Below are 833 nucleotides of genomic sequence, written 5' to 3' on the forward strand. Positions count from 1 at the left end.
CTTGCACACCATCAAAGGTGGTGCGCGCATGGCAGGTATCCGTAGTATCGGCGACCTGACGCACGAGGCTGAAAGTATTTATGAAGCGTTTGTTGAACAACGATTGCACCCAACAGCGCAGTGGCTGACCATTATGCAAATGGTACAAGATACTCTGTCTTTACAGATTGATTATGTTGTGCGCTACCAAGAAGCATTTTTTGCTGATGATCTTATTGAGCAGTTGCAAGAATTTGAACGCAGCGATCAGCTACCAAGAGTTATTACTTTGGTTTTACCAGCGCTCCAAAACCATAATAATGATTCAAATGAGACGCAAGACAGTCATCAAGAGAGCGAGCAAGCTTCTGATACCGCCAGTTTGGATAGCATCATTGCTGAGTCTTGGACAGATGGTCTACCGGATCCTGATATTTTAGAAGTCTTTTTAGAAGAAGCAGATGAGATAGTTGTTAGTAGTAACAAGTATTTGCAGCTGTTTTTAGGCAACGTCAGTGACGTGGCAGCATTGCAAGCACTGCAACGAGATCTGCACACCATTAAAGGCGGCGCACGTATGGTGGCGGCGAATGGTATTGCTGATCTTGCGCATGAGATGGAGACAGTATACGAAGAGTTGGCTATTCTGCGAAAGCCTGCGACCAAAATGATCTCACAGCTGCTAACAGACTGTCATGATTGGTTGGCTGATGCGGTGTTTATCCTAAAACAGCAGGTCAATCCATCAACACCCAACGCATTAATCTTGGCGCTAAAGCAGTTTAGTAAAAACCCTGATGACTTAAAACATATTCCTAATGAAACGTTGCAAGCTCAGCGTAGTACGATTTTAG

1 protein-coding gene is annotated in these 833 nt (G+C 44.4%); it reads left to right on the top strand.

Annotated elements, in window-relative coordinates:
* On the top strand, positions 1 to 833 hold an 833-nt coding region (locus ACS8FD_RS18770; RefSeq protein WP_439276964.1), incomplete at both ends, for an Hpt domain-containing protein.

The sequence above is a fragment of the Psychrobacter sp. 1U2 genome, from assembly GCF_051847575.1.